This window comes from Nonlabens ulvanivorans (assembly GCF_032922765.1).
Classification (GTDB): domain Bacteria; phylum Bacteroidota; class Bacteroidia; order Flavobacteriales; family Flavobacteriaceae; genus Nonlabens; species Nonlabens ulvanivorans.
Genome location: NZ_CP136694.1, coordinates 1,722,244 through 1,743,928, shown reverse-complemented (window position 1 = coordinate 1,743,928; position 21,685 = coordinate 1,722,244). Strand labels below are relative to the sequence as shown.

General features: G+C 33.2%; 13 protein-coding genes. 9 read left to right on the top strand and 4 right to left on the bottom strand.

From position 1 onward, the window contains the following. Positions 1–151: 151 nt before the first annotated feature. Positions 152–1,957, top strand: coding sequence for a translational GTPase TypA (gene typA / locus R1T42_RS07795; RefSeq protein ID WP_317289934.1), 1,806 nt, complete (start codon positions 152–154; stop codon positions 1,955–1,957). Positions 1,958–2,477: 520 nt separating this feature from the next. Here typA and R1T42_RS07790 read toward each other — a convergent pair. The 3 genes from R1T42_RS07790 to R1T42_RS07780 all read right to left on the bottom strand — a co-directional run bounded on the left by R1T42_RS07790 (position 2,478) and on the right by R1T42_RS07780 (position 8,791). Then, positions 2,478–5,453, bottom strand: coding sequence for a T9SS type A sorting domain-containing protein (locus R1T42_RS07790; protein WP_317289933.1), 2,976 nt, complete (start codon positions 5,451–5,453; stop codon positions 2,478–2,480). Positions 5,454–5,672: 219 nt separating this feature from the next. Next, positions 5,673–8,375, bottom strand: a complete 2,703-nt coding sequence (locus R1T42_RS07785; RefSeq protein WP_317289932.1) for a CHAT domain-containing protein — start codon at positions 8,373–8,375, stop codon at positions 5,673–5,675. A gap of 38 nt (positions 8,376–8,413) precedes the next feature. Next, entirely contained in the window at positions 8,414–8,791 is a 378-nt protein-coding gene (locus R1T42_RS07780) for a hypothetical protein (protein ID WP_317289931.1), read from the bottom strand. A 106-nt stretch (positions 8,792–8,897) separates the two neighbouring features. On the opposite strand from R1T42_RS07780, the gene R1T42_RS07775 reads away from it, so the two are divergent. The 5 genes from R1T42_RS07775 (at position 8,898) to R1T42_RS07755 (ending at position 14,026) form a co-directional block, all read left to right on the top strand. Next, positions 8,898–9,461 carry an RNA polymerase sigma factor gene (locus R1T42_RS07775; RefSeq protein WP_317289930.1) on the top strand — a complete coding sequence of 188 codons (564 nt, stop codon included), beginning with the start codon at positions 8,898–8,900 and terminating at the stop codon, positions 9,459–9,461. After that, positions 9,458–10,258, top strand: coding sequence for a tetratricopeptide repeat protein (locus R1T42_RS07770; RefSeq protein ID WP_317289929.1), 801 nt, complete (start codon positions 9,458–9,460; stop codon positions 10,256–10,258). The genes R1T42_RS07775 and R1T42_RS07770 overlap by 4 nt, the downstream gene beginning before the upstream one ends. Before the next feature lie 81 nt (positions 10,259–10,339). Then, on the top strand, positions 10,340–11,278 hold the full coding sequence (locus tag R1T42_RS07765; protein WP_317289928.1) for a hypothetical protein: 939 nt from the start codon (positions 10,340–10,342) through the stop codon (positions 11,276–11,278). A 358-nt stretch (positions 11,279–11,636) separates the two neighbouring features. Then, positions 11,637–12,728 carry a DegT/DnrJ/EryC1/StrS family aminotransferase gene (locus R1T42_RS07760; protein ID WP_317289927.1) on the top strand — a complete coding sequence of 364 codons (1,092 nt, stop codon included), beginning with the start codon at positions 11,637–11,639 and terminating at the stop codon, positions 12,726–12,728. After that, positions 12,728–14,026, top strand: a complete 1,299-nt coding sequence (locus tag R1T42_RS07755; RefSeq protein ID WP_317289926.1) for an O-antigen translocase — start codon at positions 12,728–12,730, stop codon at positions 14,024–14,026. The genes R1T42_RS07760 and R1T42_RS07755 overlap by 1 nt, the downstream gene beginning before the upstream one ends. Here R1T42_RS07755 and R1T42_RS07750 read toward each other — a convergent pair. Next, positions 14,010–14,393: a hypothetical protein gene (locus tag R1T42_RS07750; protein WP_317289925.1), complete on the bottom strand. Its 384-nt coding sequence runs from the start codon at positions 14,391–14,393 to the stop codon at positions 14,010–14,012. The two genes, R1T42_RS07755 and R1T42_RS07750, sit on opposite strands and share 17 nt — an antisense overlap. A 191-nt stretch (positions 14,394–14,584) precedes the next feature. On the opposite strand from R1T42_RS07750, the gene R1T42_RS07745 reads away from it, so the two are divergent. The 3 genes from R1T42_RS07745 to R1T42_RS07735 all read left to right on the top strand — a co-directional run bounded on the left by R1T42_RS07745 (position 14,585) and on the right by R1T42_RS07735 (position 21,682). Continuing rightward, positions 14,585–15,352, top strand: coding sequence for a 3'-5' exonuclease (locus R1T42_RS07745; RefSeq protein WP_042249463.1), 768 nt, complete (start codon positions 14,585–14,587; stop codon positions 15,350–15,352). Positions 15,353–15,482: 130 nt separating this feature from the next. Next, complete coding sequence (locus R1T42_RS07740; RefSeq protein WP_317289924.1) at positions 15,483–18,266, top strand: helix-turn-helix and ligand-binding sensor domain-containing protein; 2,784 nt, start codon at positions 15,483–15,485, stop codon at positions 18,264–18,266. Positions 18,267–18,556: 290 nt separating this feature from the next. Then, positions 18,557–21,682 carry a glycoside hydrolase family 2 TIM barrel-domain containing protein gene (locus R1T42_RS07735; protein WP_317289923.1) on the top strand — a complete coding sequence of 1,042 codons (3,126 nt, stop codon included), beginning with the start codon at positions 18,557–18,559 and terminating at the stop codon, positions 21,680–21,682. Positions 21,683–21,685 lie beyond the last annotated feature (3 nt).

Below are 21,685 nucleotides of genomic sequence, written 5' to 3'. Positions count from 1 at the left end.
TTTATGATTCGCTTTCGCGAAAGCGAAATATCAATTAGATTTAAGGCTATTGAAAATCAAGTATTTGAAAGAAGCTGTGCAAATATTTCAATAAACCGCTAAAAACCAATAAATAAGCCTATTTTTGCAGCCGCTAACAAGCGTTATTTTTATGAAAGACATTAGAAACATTGCGATTATTGCTCACGTAGACCACGGTAAGACTACGTTAGTAGACAAGATTTTACACCATTGTGAAATTTTCCGTGAGAACGAGACAACAGGAGAGTTAATCCTTGATAACAATGACATTGAACGTGAGCGTGGGATTACAATCCTAGCAAAGAACGTTTCTGTTATGTATAAAGGGACTAAGATTAATATCATTGATACACCTGGTCACGCCGATTTTGGTGGTGAGGTAGAACGTGTATTGAATATGGCAGATGGTGTTCTACTTTTGGTAGATGCATTTGAAGGACCAATGCCACAAACTCGTTTTGTATTACAAAAAGCAATAGACCTAGGTCTTAAGCCTTGTGTAGTTGTAAATAAAGTTGATAAAGAGAACTGTACACCAGATGAAGTACATGAATCTGTATTTGATTTAATGTTTGAACTAGGTGCAGAAGAATGGCAGTTAGATTTTCCTACCGTTTATGGTAGTGCAAAAAATAACTGGATGTCTGAGGACTGGCAAAATGAAACAACTAATATTGAACCATTATTAGATATGGTTATCGAGCATGTTCCTGCTCCAAAGGTTGAAGAAGGAACGACTCAACTATTAATTACTTCATTAGATTTCTCTAATTATACAGGTCGTATTGCAATAGGTCGTATTAAAAGAGGTTCTATTAAAGAAGGTCAAAACGTGACGCTATGTAAGCGTGACGGTTCTATGACTAAGACTAAGGTTAAAGAGGTTTATGTCTTTGATGGTATGGGTAAAGCCAAAGCTCAAGAAGTAATGGCTGGTGATATTTGTGCAATTGTAGGTTTAGAAGGTTTTGAAATAGGTGATAGTGTTGCCGATTTTGAAAATCCAGAAGCAATGGAAACTATTGCAATTGATGAACCGACAATGAGTATGTTATTTACTATCAACGATTCTCCTTTCTTTGGTAAAGACGGAAAGTTTGTAACATCTCGTCATATTAATGATCGTTTAACTAAGGAACTAGAAAAAAATCTAGCTTTACAGGTTCATGATACGGGTAGTGCAGATAAGTTTATGGTTTTCGGTCGTGGTGTATTACACCTTTCTGTATTAATTGAAACGATGCGTCGTGAAGGTTATGAATTACAAATAGGTCAACCACAAGTTATCATTAAAGAAATAGACGGTGTTAAATGTGAGCCTATTGAAGAGCTAACTATTGATTTACCAGAAGCGGTAAGTGGTAAAGCTGTTGAGATGGTTACTTTAAGAAAAGGGGAAATGACTAGTATGGCCCCAAAGGGTGAGCGTATGGTTTGTGAATTTAAAATTCCTTCTCGTGGTATCATAGGTCTAAGAAACCAATTGATCACTGCTACTGCTGGTGAGGCTATTATGAATCACCGTTTTGTAGGTTTTGAACCTTATAAAGGTGAAATTGCGGGTCGTATCAACGGTTCTATGATCTCTATGGAAAAAGGAACTTCTATTCCTTATTCAATGGATAAATTACAGGATCGTGGCAAATTCTTTATCGCACCAGGTGAAGAAATATATGGTGGTCAGGTAGTAGGAGAGAACTCTAGACCAGATGATCTTGCGATCAACCTTACTAAAACTAAGAAGCTTTCTAACGTGCGTAGTGCCGGTAATGATGATAAAGTAAAGATTGCTCCACCAGTGAAGTTTACACTAGAGGAAGCGCTTGAATACATCCAGAAAGATGAATATGTTGAAGTAACTCCTAATTTCTTGAGAATACGTAAAATTCTTCTTGATGAAGGTGAGCGTAAACGCGCAGGAAAACAACTTTCATAATCAATACTGATTAAGAGTAATATTTAAAGGCAGATTCTTAAGAATCTGCTTTTTTTGTGCCTTGTCATGATAATTTCTAAATTTAACGCATTAAAAAAGGCAGGAAAATTTCCTGCCTTCTTTTAAAAAATGGTCTCCCCAATTAATAGTAGAACCTAATAATCACCACTTTCTAATTTTTTATTTATTAATGAAATAGTATACTTAACTATTCCAACTATTATTTAAAATTCTAATAACCAGTCCTGTTTATAGGGATAGACAGTGTCTTTAATAAAAATTAAATTTTATAAAGAAATTGACTGGTTTATTATTCTGACTCTTTTTACTAATGTTTTAAAACAACAGTTTAACTGTCTTTTCATAATAGTGTTCCTAATGAGTAGATTTTGTTACCCGATAAATTCATTTTTTTTTACTTTTTTATTTAATTCATTATAACTGTTTATTTAAAAAAAAAGCAGAGAATTGATCTCTGCTTTCTGTTGTTGAGTTGATATTAGATAGAGTAAAATTCTTTTTACTTAATAATTAACTTCTCGACTTTTTTGCCTTCTGAAGTCTGAAAACTCACAAAGTATACTCCTTTTTTTAAAATGTCTTTACCATCCCAGGTTTTTTTATAAATCGATTCTTTATAATCAGGGATATCAATTGTCTCTACTTCAACACCGTTTAGGTTATAAATAATAATCTTTTGAAGTCTGATATCACTAGATTCAAATGTGAATGTGGTTACACCATTACTAGGATTAGGTGAGATTTTGGTATTTCCTATATTTTCATTTTTAGGGACTATACCTATTCCTCTACAAGTTTGACATACTTTGGCAGTCCAGATCGGTTCTCTAAAATCAGGACATATAGTTCCCACACGATAACTTATGCAATATGCTGTTGTCGGTATTAATATTTGTAAACTAGTTCCCGTAACGTTTATACTATTAGTGATTGGACGTTGATTACTAAGGCAGCAATCTGGATCATTATAAGTGTATTCTACCACATAATCATTGGACGATGGTGATCCTGTCCATGATATAATACCTCTATCACAATTAAAATCAGTACTAGTTGGAGCGGCACACAACGGTATAATAATAGAATTACAGGATACACATTCTTTAACTGTCCATTTAGGTAATCTAGAATCTGCACATAAAGTGCCGATTGAATAGCTGAAACAGCCAGATCGATTGATAGGAATTGACAATGTTGTAGTTCCAGGTCCTACCTCAAAGCGCTGACTAGTAGGTAGGGTAGTGGATCTAGGGCAGCAGTCAGGATCATTATAATTAACTTCTATAACATAACCTAATGCTCCAGGTACAGCGGCCCATTCTAGCATGTTTGTCTTACAACTGTATTCATGTTTCTCTGTAGCAGTGCAGTTGACTGTGGTATTATTAAAAAAGTCACAATCTATTTCACCTGCAATACTAGAGCTGCCTCGACTTGCACAATTTCTGCAAATATCTTGAACAAAACATACTTGACCGCAATCTGTTTCTACTTTATGAAGGACAAAGTAATAAATACCATCAGATATAGAGCTATAACTATAATTAAGACCGGTTTGAGAATCGACTAATGTATATGGTCCACCTGTTGAATTAGGGCTTGAATATAGTTCCCAACTATGTGTTATTCCTGGATGGTTATTGTATGGATTAACAACGTTAGTCGTTACAGTACCATTAAAGTCAACACCTACTTGAAAATCACCTGAGAGACTACTGGTTTGACCTGGACCGTTTGCCCAAAACTGCAAAGCAAGACAACAATCTTGATTAGAACGATAATCTAATTCTTCACCACGTTTGCTTCCATTATTATAATAAAGAACTTTACTTTCACATATATCTGCACAGTCGTTAGACTTCATAATATGAATTACTGTGTAGTATAATCCTGGTTGTGCGTTAGGGATTAAATTGATTGTGGCTGGCCCATTATCTAAAACACTATAAACTGGTGTGTAAGGTCCGCCTGAACTATTAGGGCTCGATAATACATACCATTCATGGGTTGGGTTAAAAGCGCTGTAGTCTGTAAAACTTGATATTGCTAGTAAGCCACCTGTATCTATAAATGCGTTAAACGATGCATCTGTAGGGCAACAGTCTGGATTGTCAAAAATATAATCATTATTTTGACCTGGATTGGTTTGTGAATCCGTTGCTGGTTGTGTGCCTGAACCGATATTGAAAACAATATTGGCTTGGAAATCATAACCGCCAGATTGACCAGTCATTTCAGAGCTATTTACAGTAAAACAAAAGTTTCCTGCTCCATTTATGGAAGTTGATAAGGTATTAACCACATTCCCATTTTGTAGAATGTCTAATTCAATAGAATTGACTGATCCGTTGGTGCCGTTAAGATTGGGTAACGTGTAAGTTCCACAAACCTGTAATGGCGTGTCCTGACATGGGTCCATAGGTGTTAATTGAATAGATCCTTGACCGCTCCCTGTACAACTTATAGCACATATATCATCAACGTATGCATATCCAAAATGAGCGGTTTGACCACAGTCTGAAACAATAAACTCTAGGGTGATGACATCTCCAGCCTTACCATTCACAGTTAAAGAGCCACAAGTCCAGTCCTGCCATACTACCTGATTAGTAAGACAACCTGGGTAATCTGCAAAACTGTTTATAAATGGATTAACCGTAGGATCTGGATTAGAAACGATACAAAAACGATCTAAAGTGTTACTACTAGCATCTAGTGCTCTAGCCATAAAAAATGGATTTTCATTTGAATGATTAGGATAATCTGCCACTAATGCATAACTAAAATTTACTTCTTGAATACCATCATCTTGCAAAGTAATGGACTTGATTAATTTATTAATACCACCATTAGGGTTTTCTGTACCGGTATTACAAATCAATGGAGCATTGATACGTACAGCATGATTTCCATTGTTAACCATCTGTAAAGAACCACCACCGTATGCAACGATAGGGTCTAGACCTATATTAGTAATGTCAAAATGATTAGCATTTCCAAAGGCCTCTGGATTAAAAATTATATTTGAAGCTCCTACTAAAGGTATGGCATCACATTCTCCCAAGTTATATATACCGGTTTCACCAGCAAGTGAGGTGTCAAAAGCTCCAGATTCAAAATCGCCGTTTGTGCAAATAGGAGCGGCAATAGCTTTAAAAATAGTGGTAGCTTCGGGATTATTTGTAAAATAAAGACTGCGTAAATAATCCTTTTTATAAATCGTCAGTAACTCTTCAAAAGGAATAGCTGTTAGCTCTTGAATGGTATGCTCATCTGCGGTTCTAAGCTTTTCTATGTAATTATACAGATGCTTTTCTGGTATGACATTATCGATGTTTTCTTGAATGAATGAAGCTATCTTTTTTTCAACTTTTAGCTGCTCTTGATAGCGGTCTTTCTCATTTAATATTTGCGCATTTAGAAACATACAACTACTCATAATTAATATGAGCACTATTGAATATAGTTTTTTCATGATAATTGATTTGGTTAGTTCCTACTCTGTTAAATGGGTTTTCAGAAAGTCTCCCAGAATGCATTCAAAATGTTGTTCTGTTAAAGACCCTTTTGTTACCCAGAAGAATAGTTATTTTGAGTAAATTTATTATCGTACAGGTCCTGAAATAGAGAAATGAAGTTGTCATTACGCTTTCGCGAAAGCGTAATGTGTAGGAAATAACATAATTAATATTAATTATCCTTTACGGGACTTTAAAAAGAAGAAAATAAGTAGAATAAGAATCAAAATTGCTACAATCCAATAGTATATATTATAGTTATCTAAAGAAATAGGTTGATTATCTCCCATGGCTTTTAATGAAGCCCAATAATATGGAGAAGCGTCTGAGAGGCTATTCTCTCTGAGGTATTTAAGTTTTGCATTGTGTAGGGCAGTAGAGACTCCTTCATTTTCTTCAATATTTTTGTAAAAATCCTCCACAATATAGGAGGTTGACTTATCACTGGTCTTCCATAAAGAGGCTACTACAGCTTGAGATCCTGTATAGAAAAAACCTCTTGCCAGTGTCAAAGTGCCTTCACCTTGGATAATTTCTCCAATTGAAGTATCGCAAGCACTTAAGAAAACAAGTTGAGCATTGTTCTCTAGGGAATAAAGTTCTTTGATACTCAATTTGCTGTCATGAAAGGCTATAAAAGGATTCTCTCCAGAACTTGCGTGTGTGGCAAGATGTATAATTTTATAGTCATTGATGTACTCTTTAAAATTACTTTTAGTAGCGTTATTATTTATATAATTATCACCTTCAATGTATTTATTTATAGAAGTTATCTCTTCATTTGTATTATATAATTTAGGTAAACCTATAAGGTCAAATGTGGTAGGAGAGAAGCTTATTAGATTTTTTTTGGCCGTTCTATTAATAGCGGCATTACTTTTAGAAAAGGATAGCGAATACGCATAGTTAATTTGACTTTCATTAATTAGATACGTATGCTTTTTAATATCTGTGATTAATGCGTCGAAGGGTATATTCTGTAATTGACCGTCTGCAATAATTGTTGTTTTCTTTGCCTTTATTTGTTTCTGAATTTCTTCCGGAAAAAGTCTGTTATATATAGAATTTGCTTTTATTGAATATTCTTTAATATCATCTTCTGTGTTAAAAGGCTTAGACAAAAGTTGCAGGTATTGAGAGATTTCAAGCTTTAAATCATCAGCATCTTCTAATTCAAATACTTGTGCATCTGTAGGTGTTATCACTACACACATAAGATGATTTTTGCATATTACTTCTTCATTCCATACATAAGAAATAACCATTTCGTTTGGGGTTAATTTTTTTTGTACTTCTGATAGGCTCGTTAGCTGATTAGTGTGCGTTTTGGTTAGGCCATCTGTATAGTTAGTAGCAATAGAGTCGTCGTATTTTTTAATTTCAAGTCTTTGATTAAGAATGGCTTTGTTGAAAAACTTTATAGAATTTGAGTCTTTTTTTTCTTCAAGTTTTCTTTCGTACTCTATTAATTTATTACTTAAAAACCTTCTTCTGTTTTTAATAGATTCTGGAACGTCAAAAGAGTTTTGGATAATATTTTCTGTAAGTAATACGGCTTTATTTTTCTCGCTATATATAAAAGCTAGCTTTGCATCATCTAATATGTATGAACAATACACAGCATAGTGATAAACCTTAGATGCTTCTTTACGCCAGTACATTTTTGAGCTCTCTTCATTATTTGCGTTTTGGATATAATCAATTAGTGAATCTGCAGTTTGTAAATTTTTAAAAGCATTGATTATATAAGAGTTCTTTTTTGAATTATCATACTGATGTAAAAGAATTTCTGCTTTTTTAGATAATGAATTGATAACTCCTATTGGGTTTATAGCGTTTTTAAAATGAACAAGAGAAGGAGTGTTAGTGTCAACTTGTTCATTAGTGAAATTAACTTGAATTGCTTTATCAAGAAAGGTCAAAGCACTTTCATTATTGCCGTTATTCAATTCAAAATTCGCAATGTTTTTAAACACTCGGTCTTTAGATTCTATTGATAAAGAGTACTCCAAACTTCTATTTAAAAAATATTTTGCGCTGTCTATTCCTTGTTTTATATATAGATTTCCTAGATTTCCGTAACCTATTCCTATAGAAGTTGAGTCTGCTTTTTCAATAGAATGTTTAAGTAATTTTTGATAATATAATTTGGCTTTATAAAAATCATATGATTTTTCATTATTATAATAATTAGCTAAATTATTATAGAGAATTGATAATCTACGGTCGTTGAGTTTTACTTTCTTGTTAAGTTCTAATACCTTTTTTAATATGTTTAGTTCTTTTGTCCTCGAATCCTCAGTGTCTAAGGTGTGGTAAACTTTTGATAAGCTTAAGTACTGTGAAGCTAAAAAACCAGAATCATTATAATTTTCTAAATCGGAAATAGCCTTAAGATAATAAATCTCTGCCTGATAGTAATCACCTAATTTATAGTAACAGCTTCCTAATTTACCGTAAGCTTGAATTGATATATAAGAATTAGGGTCAATAGATATTACTTTACTGAAATTTTGTAAAGCTATGTCAGGTTGAGCAGTAAGATCTTGAAAATAACCTAGCTGATATAGTGCTCTACTATATTTTTCATCCACCACTTCATGTTTTTCAAATGAATTGACTTCTAACTGAGCATATTTTATCGCTGCATTATAGTCTCTCAATCTGAAGTATTTAACGGAAAAGTCATGTGACATCTCAGTGTATTTAAGATAATCTGGAGTTGATTTCAACAGACTGTCTAATTGAGGCTGTAAAGCTTCAATACCTTTGCTTTTTTCAAACGAATCAAATAGATCGTAAAAAGTTTGGCTACTTGCAGTATTGCTTAAGCAAAGTACAAGTAGCCAAAATATGATGCGGTTAAAACTAGATTTCAAGAAAATCGGAATATAAAATCTAAATTACAAATTATTTATTAAAATGGTTCAAAGCTAGCATGTTTAATTAAATCTTCATCTTCTATCCACAGAATTGGATCTGTTGTGTCGGATTGAAGTAGTTTGCTAGATAATTGCCATATTTCTCCATTATGAATGGTTTCATCGATATAGAAAGAATGTAAAGTGGTCAATGAGTTTGAGTGCGTTAATTGCTCTCTGACGTGATTTTTTTGATCTTCTGTAGTCCCAGGTTCCCAACTTATATAAAGGTCTATTTTAATTAAATCACTTAATATGGTTAAACTTTTATTATTAGTTGTTAAATCATCTTCTTCAAGAGAATTAATAGTGCATGAAGAGATGGTTATTGAGATAATCGAACAAAAGAATAGTTTTAAAAATAAATTTTTCATAAAAGTAGGGTTTTATAGTTTAGGTTAGTACCCTACTGTTACCAAAAGTCGGTTTTTGTTACCCTTAAAAATAAACTCTATGTGATTTACTTATATATTTGTTCAAATGGCAGATGATTTAAAATACTTAAGAGCCTTATTAACGAGTGACTCTGCTGTGATTTCAGAACTCTATAAGGACACCTTGCCTAAGGTGAAAAAATTTGTGGTTCAAAATAAAGGTTCTGTTGAAGATGGCGAGGATGTTTTCCAAAAGGCATTAGTTCAAATAGCCGTTAGATATAAAAAGAATCCATTTTCAATTAAATCTAGTTTCAAGGCTTTTTTATTTACTGCATGTAAGAATTTGTGGAGAAGAGAACTAAATAAATCTTCACATTGGGTAACAAAAGATATAGAGGAGGAACAGTTCTATATGAAAAATGAAGATGCACATGTTTTATTAGAACAAGAACGATTAGAATTATTTCAAGCAGCCTTGGGTTTGAGTTCAGATAACTGCAAGTCTATTCTTGAAATGTTTTTTAATGATGTGTCCTATGCTGATATGGTGAAAGATTTGGCATATAGTTCTGAAACAGTCGCAAGACAACGTGTCTTTAAATGCAAAAAGAAACTGATAGAGCTTATCAAAGACAGCCCTAGATTTAATGCCTTAAGAGAATTATGATTACGCCAGACGACCTTTTACTTGAAAAGTACTTTAAAAATTCCTTAACTCATGAGGAACATGCTCAATTTGAAATAAGAAAGAAAGATTCAAAATTTGTGGAACAATTAATAATTGAACAACAATTGCATGATACATTCCATAAGGCAGGTTGGAGCTTTGCTAATAATGTAGATAAAGCTGTCATAACAGAATATCAAGAATTATTTAATGATGAAGACATTATTAACCTTAAAGCTACATTAAAGAATATCGATCATTCTAGTGAACCTATAAAGGCAAGGTATGATTTCAGATGGAAACATCTTATATATGCTGCTGCTGCATCGGTTGTTATCATTATAAGTGTATCTCAATTCAATGGGACTAATTCGACTCCAGACCATGTTTATGCTACCTATCTGGATAAAAACCAGCTTACATATTCCATAGTAAGAGATGGTGATAGTCAAAGTGCGCTTGATGAGGCTACTGCATTATTTATAGATGAAAAGTATAACGAGGCTATGCCTATCATTGAGAATTCAATTATTACCTCACAAGAAAACTTACCAGCCTTCTATCTTTTAAAGGGAATATCTTTGATGGAAATGGGGTCTTATGACGATGCCATCATCGCATATGATCAATTGATATCTAGTGATTTCCTTGATGCGGAGAAGGGATATTGGTATAAAGGGCTCCTATATCTTAAAAAAGGCGACGAAAAGAAAGCTCTCATGATATTTAACAAAATAAGAAAGGAACATTTATACAATGCTGGTAAAGCGACTGAAATTATTGAGTTGCTTAATTAACTTTTTTAATATGATACTACCTTTCATATTGCTTAAAATGGAATGATTATTCTGCTATCTTAGCGCACTGAATATTTTCCATTGAATATTACCATTCAAAAATACTATCCAAAAAACGCCATTACATGGAATGCTTTCATAAAGCAGTCTTGTAATGGCACTTTTTTATTAGATAGGAATTTCTTGGATTATCATCAGGATCGTTTTGAAGATGCAAGCCTGATGGTATACTATAATGATAAACTGGTGGCTTGTGTACCAGGGAATAGTGTCGGAGACCAATTTTATAGCCATCAAGGTTTAACTTATGGAGGTGTTTTTATGAAGTTAGAAACCTCTAATGAGTTAATGATTGCTATTTTAACTGAGATTATTTTTTATCTCAAAACTCATTACTTATCCGTTGAAATAAGGTGGCAACCAGCTATCTATAACAGGCATCATTTGCATACTATAAAACAGTTTGAATTTCTAGATTTTAATACATACCAGGCTTTGCATAACTTGCATGTAAACTTGAGGAATGAATTTAATATTTCTTCAAAAAAAACAAGTGGATATCGTAATGGAAAATTTGATGAATTGAGATTAGTAATTAATAATGATTTCAAAATATTCTGGGATGATATACTGGAGCCTCAATTAAAAGCTAGACATCAAGCTAGTCCAGTTCATAGCCTAGCTGAGATAGAATTATTAGCTTCCAGATTTCCTGATCAGATTAAACAGTTTTTGGTCTATGAAAGTGATAATTTATTAGCAGGTGTAACTTTTTTTATAAAAGGAACTATCGTAAAATCACAATATGCAGCCGCTACTTTAGACGGCATGAAAAAAAGCGCATTGGACTTTTTATATATTGAAGCTAGTAAAAATTTCAAAGACCTAAACTATAACTACATAGATTATGGACATGTGAATGAAAGTGATGGATCTGTAAATAGAGGTTTACAACGATTTAAAGAGGAACTAGGAGCCATTAATCAACCTGTGTTTAGGTCAAGATGGAGTAAAATTTAAGTATGAAATACAGTAAACGTTCCTTGCATTTTGCATGGATTTCAATTGTTCTATTAACTATTTTTTTAATCTTATCTCAATTAGATCGTAACGCCAGTACACAGTTTGATATGGTGATTGCTTACTTAATAACCTTTCAATATATCAGTATCCTAATAGGTTTTACATGTGCCATTTTGAGTTTAAGAGAGGAGAAAACAAAAATGCAAAAGTTGTCTTTTTGGATTAATGTGTTTCTGTTTATTGGCTTAGCGTTTTTTTTTATATTCAACTATTTTACTAATTCGCATTAAGGATTTCATTATCAAATACTTTATTATTTTTAAAAACGTTTAAAAAAACACCAGTCATAGAAAATTTGAAAATATCTTACTTGCCATTACGAGAGCTTAATGCCCGTTTTCATCATAAAGATCAGCAATCATTTGCGTCTGTTTATGAATCAGGTAGATATATAGGTGGTCCTTACGTAGAACAATTTGAAAGGCAATTTGCGGTTTATTGCGGTGTGGATAAGGTTGTAAGCACAGGAAACGGTCTAGATGCATTAACCTTAATATTATTGGCCGAAAAAGAATTAGGGAACCTTACAGAAAATGCTAAAATTCTTCTTCCAGCTCATACTTACATTGCAACTTTTTTAAGTATCATCCATGCTGGAATGCAGCCTGTTCCTGTAGATGTTTCTGATATATTATTAACTGTCGACGATTTAAAATCACAAATTGATAAAGTGGATGCGATTATTACCGTTGACTTATATGGTAAGTTGGTTAGCGATGAAGTATACGCTTTTGCGGCAGCGCAACAAAAGCCAGTCTATTGTGATAGCGCACAATCGCATGGTGCCATTAATAGCGATGGTAAGCGATCAGGAAGTCTAGCTAGGGCAAGTGCCTTCTCTTTCTATCCCACAAAAAATTTAGGTGCATTAGGTGATGGTGGTGCTATCACTACAGATGATCATGTACTAGCAGCTATGGCTCGTAAACTAGCTAACTATGGTCGTGATAACCGATTTCAGAATTCTGTAAAGGGAATTAATAGTAGGTTAGATCCATTGCAAGCTGCCTTTTTAAGTAATAGATTAACATTGCTTGATCAAGATAATTTGCAACGATCAAAAGTCGCTCAATATTATTTTGATCATTTTACAAATGATCACGTAGTGACTGCTAACGTTAACTTTTTAAAGCATAACTCTTGGCATGTTTTTCCTGTTTTTGTGACAGATCGAGATCACTTTCAAGATTATATGATGGAAAACGGTATTGAGACTAATGTACATTATCCTTTACCACCACATCAACAAGAGGCCTTTAAAGAGTTGAATGATTTAAGTTTTCCGCAAACAGAAAATTTACACCTGACAGAGGTAAGCATACCTTGTCATCCATTACTATCTCCATCAGAAATTAAAAAAGTAGTTCAAGTTGTAAATAACTATTAATGAGATCTCTCTTAAGTTTTTTCACTAAAAATGTACTGCTTAAAGTTGCAAGTTTTAATGGTGTATTCATTCTTATTAGAATAGGTATAGGAGCAATAATGTCTCGTATCATTGCAGACTATGCTGGTGCTGCTGGAATGGCGATTATGGGTAATCTTCGCAATTTTACTCAAGGTATACAGACTTTTGCCGTTTTGGGGTTTGAACATGGATTAGTATCATATGCAGCGGCTTATCGTAAAGACTTCACTGAATTAAAAAAACATTACAAAACTGCATGGTCTTTATCAATCATATCTAGTTTAATACTAGCGATATTAATTTTTATCGCGGCACCATGGTTAGATGATTATCTAATCGCTACTGATATATCCTTTACAACCGTTTTTAGATTATTTGCTGTTTCGTTGCCGTTTTATGTCGTTTTTATTTTTATTACTTCACTATTACAAGGATTTGAATTTTTTAAAAGGTATATCACTTTACAGATAGTTATAAGTCTAGTGATTTTTATAATATCAGCTTATTTGATTTATACTTTTAATCTGACTGGTGCTTTGTATAGTATTGTGATAGTCCCTTTTATACAATGTGTAGTTGCTTTTTTTTTTCTTAAAAGTACTATTCAACATCAAGTTCCTTTATTTGAATTGATAGGTATTCAATGGAGTCAAGAAACTGCTAAAAAGCTCTTTTCATACAGTGCCATGGCTTTAGTTAGTGCCTTTTTATTGCCTTTGGTTGCCATACTAGTACGTAATGAAGTGCGCACGCAAGTAGGTGATGCAGCGGCTGGATGGTGGGAAGGAATGATTAGAGTATCTAATTACTACATACTTTTTGCGACTAGTTTAATAAGTATGTATGTACTACCTAAACTAAGTAAAAATAAAAGTTCATCCCATTTTAGAACAACGATATCACATTTTTATAAAACTATTTTGCCTTTTCTGCTATTAGGTTTAATAGCAGTATATATTTCTAGGGACTATATCATCCTCTATTTATTTAATGCTGATTTTGAAGGAATGGAGCCACTGTTTAAATGGCAATTAATAGGCGATTTTATTAAAATAGTCACCACAGTACTAGCTTTTCAATTTATTGCGCGCAACGATATAAAAAGATATCTAGTGGCAGAAATAGTAAGCGTTTTAAGCTTTTATATTTTCAGCATGATTTTATTACCACTATATAGTATAGAAGGAATAGTCATGGCACATGTTGCAAATTATATCGTTTACTTTATAGTAATCGTGATACTATTAAAAAAAGAATTGTTTAATTCTGCTTCTTAGGATCAATGCGCATTACATCCTTAACAATAGTATCTGTTTTGCGCAATTCAATATTATTTTCCTTTTTTGTCACTACAGCAATATAAGTATGTGTGGTATCCATACCCTTTAAAGGAATTAATGTTATAAGTGCTTTTTTAGTTTTTGCAGGAATTGTCTCGATCATAGGTCGATCTGCACTACGACGGAAACCTGTGCTATTGACTTTAAAAAATAAATCAAGATCATTGTCGGTTACATTTTCAGCATAATAGGTAATCTTTTTATGACCTTTTTCTATGGTGATGTTTATACCTTCTGGTTGCTGCTGTAAAGGGATCGCTATTATCAATAGAAATAACGCAGTAAGTAATTTAAGTCCGTTCATGTTCTTGTTTTATTGCAACTTGATATTTGCTACAAATTGTTTTTATTAAATTCTTTTACAAATTCCATGCCTTGACATAGGTAGCTGCTATCTTTGTAAAAATAATAAAGTTTAAACATATCAATAAATGTTTGGATTCCGCTTTCGCGAAAGCGTGTAACTCACAACATTGATCTTCTAAAATATATCACATGCAACTCAATTTACGTAGACCTATTTGTTTTTTTGATTTAGAAACCACAGGAGTTAATATTTCAAAAGATCGAATTGTTGAGATTGCTATACATAAAGTATTGCCTGATGGCACTGAGAAAACATATTCTTATAGAGTGAACCCGACGGTTCCTATCCCTGCAGCGACCACAGCTGTACACGGAATTACTGACGAGATGGTAAAAGATGAACGTACTTTTAAGGAGTTAGCTCATGAAATTCACAATATTATTAAAGATTCTGACTTAGCTGGTTTTAATTCAAACCGATTTGATATTCCCTTACTGGCAGAAGAGATGCTGCGTGCTGATGTAGATTTTGACATGGGTAATCGTAATGCTATTGATGTACAAAATATTTTTCATAAAATGGAGCAACGCACACTTGTCGCTGCTTATAAATTTTATTGTGATAAGGATCTTACAAATGCGCATAGTGCAGAGGCTGATACTATCGCTACATATGAAGTGCTCAAAGGTCAATTAGATCGTTATCCAGACCTTGAAAACGACATGAATTCTCTTGCTGATTTTTCTACGCGTCGTAAGCCAGTTGATTTTGCAGGAATGCTTGCTTTTAATGATAAAGGAGAAGAGTGTTTCAATTTTGGGAAACACAAAGGGAAGAGAATTGTCGATGTGTTAGAGAAAGAACCCGGTTATTACAGCTGGATTCAGAACGCAGACTTTCCTTTATACACAAAAAAAGTTCTTACTGCTATAAAGTTGAGAGGATTTAATAAGTAGTATTGTATAGGTTGTTTTTTTATTTTTTAAATCTTTACTTATTGGTTTAAAGAGCCTTACGTTTTATAGTGTCTAGCACTGTAGCTTGTGTGTTGAGTTATTTTAGTTACATTTGAGAAAACTGTAACTGTTGAAAACAATATACTTCTTACTATTATTATCCCTATTTTATATAAATGGTGCGGCTCAAGAGTTGCCTCCTTTAAATAATTATGAGCCTTCACAATATGGCGCAGGTAACCAAAATTGGATGTTGTCGGAGTCAGAAAATAATTATATTTATATTGCTAACAACAAAGGATTATTAGAATATAATGGTGCTCAATGGCGTCTCTACAAAACGCCTAATGAGAGTATTATGAGATCTGTAAAGGTAGCAGGCGATCGCATTTATACTGGATGCTACATGGATTTTGGCTACTGGCAAAAAGATGATCGTGGTGTTTTAAAGTACACATCTATTATTGAATCTTCCGTCATCGATGTTGAAGAAGATGAGCAGTTCTGGAATATTATCGTAAATGAAGATTATGTTTTATTTCAATCCTTATCTCATATCTATTCGTACGATATAAGTAGTGGTAAAGTCTCTCTTTTAGTATCTAATGATAATATCAATAAATTTTTTAAAGTAAATGGGACTTATTATTACCATTCTTTGGGAGAAGGATTATTCACTATTTCTAATCAGAGACCTTTACCTATAAGCCAAAGTGATTTTTTTAAAGAAGAGACCGTAATTCTATTATTTGAACATGAATCTAAAGTTCATTTTTTAACTGAAAATGCAGACTTATATAGATTAGAAAATAAAGAACCAGTGTTGGTTGCTCAATCTGATTTAAATTTTGACCTTACCGTGTATAACGCGCTTTTTTTAAGTGACGGTAGTCTGATGTTAGGCACTATTTCTAATGGAGTTGTTTCCATGAATCTTGATGGTAGCACCAATTATGTTATCAATCAAAGTGATGGTTTAATTAATAATACATGTCTTACCATTTTTGAAGATTCTAAAAAAAATGTTTGGTTAGGTCTAGATAATGGAATTAGTTCTGTAAACGTAGATTCAGCTTATAGTATTTATCATGATAGAGATGGAAAATTAGGTACGGTTTACACTTCCTACAAATCGGGTAATATTCTTTATGTAGGTACTAATCAAGGCTTGTTTTATAAAAATGATGATTCTTTAGATTTTACCTTTATTGATGGCACGCAGGGGCAGGTGTGGTCTATTGCGAGTATTAATGGGCAATTATATTGTAATCATCATTCGGGAATATTTATTGTTGAAAATGATAGGGCAGAACGCATACCAGGTACTATTGGTACATGGCAGACCCATAGAATCAGTGACGACTCTAACTTGCTTCTTGCAGGAACTTATAATGGCTTATACTTTTTAACCAAAAAAGGTGATAATTGGGAAGTAAGAAATAAGATAAAAGGATTTAATATCAGTTCAAAGGATGTGGTAGTTGATAAGGTCAAGAATATTTATGTAAATCATGAATACAAAGGTGTTTTTAAATTGTCCCTAAATGATTCCTTAACTTCCGTTCAAAGAATTGATACAGTAGAGGTTTTGGGTAAAGGTATTGGTTCTGATATGATAATGTTTAAGGATAATATCATCTATGCAAGACGAGACTCTGTTTATACAAAATCTTATAATGAAAAGACTTTCACCCTAAATGAGGAGTTAAGTCAACTGGTAAGAAAAGATGTTTATACCTCAGGTACTTTAGTCATAAGTAATGGCTATCTATGGCTGTTCAATAAAGATCACCTTTCAAAAATTAGTATTGAGGATATTGATGGTACCTATTCTGTAGAAAAAGTATTTTTAAGTAAAGAATTGAGAAACGAGAAAGTAGGGTATGAAAACTTAACGGTCTTAGGGTCTAATGAATATTTGATTGGGTCATCTTATGGATATACCACCTTAAATCAGAATAAAAAAACAGTTACAACAAATGAATTATACATTAATGAGGTTAAATCTTTTAAGGATGGAGAGTTTATATTGTTTGGGTTAACAGACATACCTACTATACCGTATAAGGATAACTTTCTGCAAATTCATTACAGCTCGCCTTCATACAACTCGTTAAATACTGTATTATATCAATATAGAGTATTAGAACTTAATGAATCATGGAGTGAATGGGTTGAAAATACTTCAATCGAATTAAAAAACCTTTCATATGGGGATTATAATTTTGAGGTGAGATCTAGAATTAACGAAACTTTATCCACTAATACAGAAACCTATAGTTTTACTATTGCTAGACCTTATTATTTGACTAATACCGCAATTGCGATTTATATTCTTCTTTTGATTGTTTTAATAATATTATTAAACGGATTTTATATTTGGTATTTTAAAAGACAAAAAGAGAGAGCTCTTTTGAAACAGCAAAAAGAATTAGAGCTTAGGAACCTTACTAATGAGAAGAATTTAATTGAACTACGTAATGCCAAATTAAGAGGAGATATTGAGCATCGAAATAAAGAACTTGCTATTTCTACTATGGCAATGATAAAGAAAAATGAAACTCTGAATGAATTAAAAGAAGAGCTAAATAATCTTCCTAAAACTGTAGAGTCAAAGTCCTTAAAAAAGATGCTAGATAAAAACCTGAATAGTAAACAAGACTGGTTAACTTTTGAGGAAGCTTTTAATAATGCCGACAAAGATTTTTTCAAAAAAATTAAAGAATTGCATCCATCACTTACATCTGGTGATCTTAGATTATGTGTCTATCTTAGGTTAAATCTCTCATCGAAAGAAATTGCTCCATTATTAAATATTTCTCCTAGGAGTGTTGAGATAAAACGATATCGTTTGCGTAAAAAATTAGATCTGTCTCGAGAGGATAGTCTTACGAGTTACATTGTTGAGATATAAGATTTAAAGATTCAAATACTTAATAACTCAACATTAGTACAACATATTTGAAATTATAAATATTTATACTGACTAAATATTGTGTAAGTCAATCTTTATCAGTCTTTTAAGGGTGTTTCTGTTAAATGTTATGTAATGATATGTTTTTTTACAAAATGTATGCTTTTTGTTGTAGTTAATATTTTTTTTATCTGAAATAACAAAGATATTTTTAGCATGTATAAATTTTAAGTTTTCACGTTTTTGTTGAATTACGAAATCGATTTCTGAAAGCCTCCAAATTATTTAATATGAAAAATATCTATTTAAGCATCGCATGGTTGCTTTTTGGATTTTTGGCGTTCGCACAAAATCCTGAAATTTCATTAAAATCTAATGAAAATGGTCATGTACTTTTAGTAGAGAATGAACCCTTTATTATCAATGGGATGAATTGGGATTATTTTCCTATTGGCACCAATTTTAATTACAGCTTATGGAAGCAATCTGATGATGTTATTAAAGCAGCTTTGGACGCAGAAATGGGACTGCTTCAAAATATGGGAGTTAACACTATTAGACAATATACAGGAGTTCCATCTAAATGGATTACTTATATATATGACAATTACGGAATTTACACTATGCTTAATCATTCTTTCGGTAGATATGGTTTAAATGTAAATGGATCTTGGGTTGCAAATACAGAGTATAGTGATGAAGCAACAAGGAAGTTATTGCTTTTAGAAGCTACAGATATGGTTCGCTCTTATAAGGATACTAGAGGTATTTTGATGTTCCTATTAGGTAATGAAAATAATTATGGTCTCTTTTGGGATGGTGCAGAAACAGAAGATATTCCGTTAGAGGATAGAAAATCTACTCAACGTGCAAGGTCGTTGTATAAAATATTCAATGAAGCTGTAGTTCAAATGAAAGCTATTGACAGTAATCATCCTATGGCAATTTGTAATGGTGATTTGTTATTTATAGATATTATTGCTGAAGAGTGCAAGGACATTGATATATTAGGTACTAACATGTACCGTGGTAAGACTTTTACAGATGCGTTTCAGACGGTGAAAGAGAAACTTAATAAGCCTTTAATGTTTACTGAGTTTGGAGCTGACGCCTTTAATGCGATAGAAAATCAAGAAGATCAAAAATCTCAGGCCTATTACATGCTTAATAATTGGAAGGATATTTATAAGAATGTCGCTGGTATGGGTATGTCAGGTAATTCAATAGGTGGTTTTACATTTCAATTTAGTGATGGCTGGTGGAAGTTTGGTCAGACTAAAAACCTAGACGTACACGACAATAATGCATCGTGGTCAAACGGAGGATATGATCTTGATTTAGTACCTGGAGAGAATAATATGAATGAGGAATGGTTCGGTATTTGCGCTAAGGGACCTACAAATCCTCGTGGGCTTTACACATTATATCCTCGAGCAGCTTACTACACGCTTAAAGAGGTGCATAAGTTAGATCCATACGGCTCCAATATTGATTTGAATTTTGTAGATAACTATTTTAAGAATATTAATCTAATGGATGCCGTACTACGAGCGCGCGGTGATAAAGCGGCAATGAGTGGTGGTGGAAACAGTGAAAAAATACGTATCAGTAATCTAAGCGCAAAATTTACAACGTTTAGCACAGGTGGTTCTTTGATTACAACTCCAGAAGTTGCCGACCCGAATTCTGATGCTGTTCCTGATGAACAAGGTTTTGATCACATGCAGTCCTATTTTATAGGAATTGAAGGAAATCCTGCTGCAAATATGAGAGCAGAGGTTAATGTCAATATATTAGGTAATGTTGCTGAGAATCCGATTAATGAGATCTTTTATGAAAATAGAGGTAGACAAATAACCGTTGACTCACAGGATGGAGCAATTGACCTGATTGATCAAAATAGAGTCCAAATTTATAATGCAAGCTATGAATGGAATGCAAAAGATTTTGACGCAAGAGGTTTTTATAGAACAGGACATTATCATTGGGGTTATGAAGGAGATTTTTTCGGACTTTATCCAGAGGCAAATTATGGACCTAATTTAGATATTTACAATGGAGAGACTCTTGGGATGGAAGTGGATGGAAAAAGAGCACTTAAAGGTTTCAAAGCAGCTTTTGGTCCTCAACTTTGGTGGGGTGCAAATCCTGCAATACTTTTAAAATATAGTCGTCAAGTTGGTAAATATAATCTAACAGGAATCTACCACGAGGATCTTGATAATTTAGGTGGAGCAGTAAGTTCTATAGCTATTCCACAGCCTAAGACGAGAAGAGTTACGTTTCATGCCGCTCGTAAATTTGGAGATATTGGTCTAGAAGTAGGAGGTATTTGGGGTGGATCACCGCTTAATGGACGAGAGTTTCAAGTGGCTGAAGGGACATCTGGAAATTATACGGTATTAACAGACAAGATTCAAGCTTCTGATAATTTTGGTGGTAAGATTAAAATGACTTACCAAAATGGTAGAGTTAATGCATATGCACAAGCTGGAGCATTTGGCTTAGTTGCTAGTAATGGAGGTGATTATACACAAACGTTTACTGGATGGAGATTAAAAGAGTCTGGAGGAGGAAATCAGACTAACGTTTTAGCTGGTTTCACTTACTCTGTTGGTGACTTTCAAATAGCACCTAACTTTTTATGGCAAAAACCAATAGTAGGTCCTATGCCTAACGATGTGGGAGCTCCTGGAAGACTTAGAAATATAATTCAAGATCCTTTTTCAGTAAGAAGCAACAGAGAAACTACTGCAGGTGAAATCTTATTGAGTTATGACCCAACACCAGCAACATGGATGTATGAATGGGACAACGATAGGTCTGAAGACGCAAAATTTGCAATGAACATTGGTTTTGTCTATCGCAAGCACCCAACAGCGCAAGATGCAGCAATTGGGTTCTCAGATACACGAGATTTTTTAATCTTTCCTAACTCTGCACCTGCAGAAGATTTATGGGAAGCACATTCAAGAGTTGTCTCTAAGCTAACACCAGAATTAGGATTAATTGCAAATATGTATTACGGTACCGCGCAAGCAAATGGTAGTGATGAAAGATTAATTAAACGAGGTGGTGGTGATGTAAGGTTCATTTATAAAAAAGTGAAAGTTACAGGAGCAGTAAAAGTTAATGATTGGGGTCCTTTTGATTATCATAGAGATTTCAACCTTACCTATCCACTGCAAATGTCCTTAGATATCTCTACATCTCTCGGTAAACCAGATTGGTTCATCTTACCAGATACCAGAATTGGTATCATGGGTACTTGGAGATCTTTAAATGAATTCTCTCCTAGATATAGTCCTAATCAAGCAGAACCTTTTGCTGACCAACCAATAATAAGTCCAATTGGATTCCCTAATGGATCTGAATGGGAAATAAGAACTTATGTTCATATTAACATAGGTAAATAAAAA

What these genes read in the sequence shown, in the direction of transcription:
- typA (WP_317289934.1), top strand. Translation starts at nt 152, where the DNA reads ATGAAAGACATTAGAAACATTGCGATTATTGCTCACGTAGACCACGGT.
- R1T42_RS07790 (WP_317289933.1), bottom strand. Translation starts at nt 5,453, where the DNA reads ATGAAAAAACTATATTCAATAGTGCTCATATTAATTATGAGTAGTTGT.
- R1T42_RS07780 (WP_317289931.1), bottom strand. Translation starts at nt 8,791, where the DNA reads ATGAAAAATTTATTTTTAAAACTATTCTTTTGTTCGATTATCTCAATA.
- R1T42_RS07775 (WP_317289930.1), top strand. Translation starts at nt 8,898, where the DNA reads ATGGCAGATGATTTAAAATACTTAAGAGCCTTATTAACGAGTGACTCT.
- R1T42_RS07770 (WP_317289929.1), top strand. Translation starts at nt 9,458, where the DNA reads ATGATTACGCCAGACGACCTTTTACTTGAAAAGTACTTTAAAAATTCC.
- R1T42_RS07755 (WP_317289926.1), top strand. Translation starts at nt 12,728, where the DNA reads ATGAGATCTCTCTTAAGTTTTTTCACTAAAAATGTACTGCTTAAAGTT.
- R1T42_RS07750 (WP_317289925.1), bottom strand. Translation starts at nt 14,393, where the DNA reads ATGAACGGACTTAAATTACTTACTGCGTTATTTCTATTGATAATAGCG.
- R1T42_RS07745 (WP_042249463.1), top strand. Translation starts at nt 14,585, where the DNA reads ATGCAACTCAATTTACGTAGACCTATTTGTTTTTTTGATTTAGAAACC.
- R1T42_RS07735 (WP_317289923.1), top strand. Translation starts at nt 18,557, where the DNA reads ATGAAAAATATCTATTTAAGCATCGCATGGTTGCTTTTTGGATTTTTG.